Consider the following 2,243-nt stretch of genomic DNA (forward strand, 5'->3'; position numbering starts at 1 on the left):
TTAAAGATTATCATATCGTCAAGGCGGTTTAAAAACTCGGGTTTAAAGTAGTTTTTAAGCTCGTTTTTGACCGCTTGCTCGCGTTCCTCGCCTTTTAGATCCATTATAAAATTTGACGCGATGTTAGACGTGAGGATGATGATCGTGTTTTTAAAATCAACCGTCACGCCCTTGTTATCAGTCGCCCGCCCGTCGTCTAAGATGCCTAGAAGCACGTTAAACACGTCCTTGTGAGCCTTTTCGATCTCGTCAAAAAGTATGACGCTATACGGACGTCTGCGCACGGCTTCTGTTAGCTGTCCGCCCTCGTCGTAACCTACGTATCCCGGAGGCGCTCCGAGCAGGCGAGAGACGCTGTGCTTTTCCATGTATTCGCTCATGTCAAAGCGTATGAGCGCGCGCTCGTCGTCAAATAAAAATTTAGCCAAAGCCTTCGCCGACTGCGTTTTACCAACGCCCGTAGGTCCTAAAAACAAAAACGATCCGATCGGACGCGCGCCCTCGTTTAGGCCCGCTTTGTTTCGCTTGATGGCTCTTGCTAGAGCGTGCAGAGCTGCATCCTGGCCGACGACGCTTTCGCGCAAATGCTCCTCGATCATTAGGTATTTTTGCTTTTCGCTAGTTAGCATTTTGCTGACTGAAATTCCCGTCCATTTACTTAGTATTTCAGCCACCAGCTCCTCATCGACCTGATTTTTGAGCAGCACGCCTGATTTTTTCATCTCGTCCCATTTTTTTTCGAGCTCTTTTTGGCGGTTGGCCGCTTCTAAAATTTTGCCGTATTCTATCTCGGCCGCACGCTGCAAATCGCCGTTTCTGCGTGCTATCTCGGCCTCGCTTTTTAGGCTATCTATCTCTTTTTTAGCTTTTGAGATGCCGCCAAAAACCGCCTTTTCGTTTTCAAATTTACCGTCAAGGGCGTGCTTTTGCTCGTTTAGATCGGCGATTTCTTTTTCTATTTCGCTTAGGCGAGCGGCGTTTTTAGCCTCGTCTTCCATTTTTAGCGCCTCTTTTTCGACTTGCAGCGTTACGATCTCGCGTTTGATGCGGGCGAGTTCGTACGGTTCGCTTTCTATCTGCATTTTTAGCTCGGCTGCGGCCTCGTCGATGAGATCGATCGCTTTATCGGGCAAAAAGCGGTTTGATATGTAGCGGTCGCTTAGTTTTGCCGCCGCGACTAGCGCGCTATCGGTGATAGTTACGCCGTGGTGCACCTCGAGGCGCTCTTTTATGCCGCGTAAAATTTGAAGCGCTTCGTTTACGCTAGGCTCTTTTACGTCGATTGGCTGAAAGCGGCGTTGCAACGCAGCGTCTTTTTCGAAATACTTGCGGTACTCTTTTAGCGTGGTTGCGCCCACGGCGTGCAGTTCGCCTCTAGCAAGCGCGGGTTTTAGTATATTTGCCGCATCCATGCTGCCTTCGCTAGCTCCCGCGCCCACGATAGTGTGGATCTCGTCGATAAATAGGATGATATTTCCCGCGCTTTTTACCTCGTTTATGACGGCTTTTAGCCTGTCTTCAAATTCGCCGCGGTACTTTGCACCCGCGATCAACGCGCTCATATCGAGTGCTACTACGCGCTTGTTTGCTAGACTCGTAGGCACGTCTTTTGCCACGATTTTTTGCGCTAAACCCTCGACGATAGCGGTTTTGCCCACGCCTGGCTCGCCTAATAAAATAGGATTATTTTTGCTTTTTCTTATTAAAATTTGCATCATACGCGTGATCTCTTCGTCGCGCCCTATGACTGGGTCTAGCTCCTTGTTTAGCGCCTTTGCGGTGAGATCGATGCCGTACTTCTCCAAGCTATCTAGCGTCTCGTCGCCGGTTTGGCTGTCTATCTTGCGCCCTGCTCTTATACTTTCTAAATTTTTGCGGATCTCTAAAACGTCGGTAAATTTGCCTAAAATTTGCTTGATCTCAGGCAGCTCAAGCGCCGAAATAATCCACGTATCTACCGCGATATAGCTGTCTCCCAGGCTCACCATCAGAGCTTTTGCGCTTTCAAGAGAGTTTATGAGCTCCTTTGAAATTTGCACGTTTTCTTTGCTCACGTTTGAGCTTGTGGGTAGCTGCGCGGCTTTGCTTTTTACTTCAAGCTCCACCGCGTCTTTACTCACGTTCACTTTGTTAAAGACTTGGTTGAGTAGCGAGCCGCTATCTGCGACCTGAGCCCAAAGCAAATGAAGCGGAAACGTTTGCGGATTTTTCGCGTGTATCGCTAGCGCAACGCCCTTTTCTAT

1 protein-coding gene is annotated in these 2,243 nt (G+C 48.9%); it reads right to left on the reverse strand.

The window, feature by feature from the left end; genetic code table 11:
• Positions 1 to 2,243 (reverse strand): AAA family ATPase (locus Q0200_RS05115; RefSeq protein WP_297938574.1); only part of this gene is annotated, 2,243 nt, incomplete at both ends.

The sequence above is a fragment of the uncultured Campylobacter sp. genome, assembly GCF_938045225.1.
GTDB lineage: Bacteria > Campylobacterota > Campylobacteria > Campylobacterales > Campylobacteraceae > Campylobacter_A.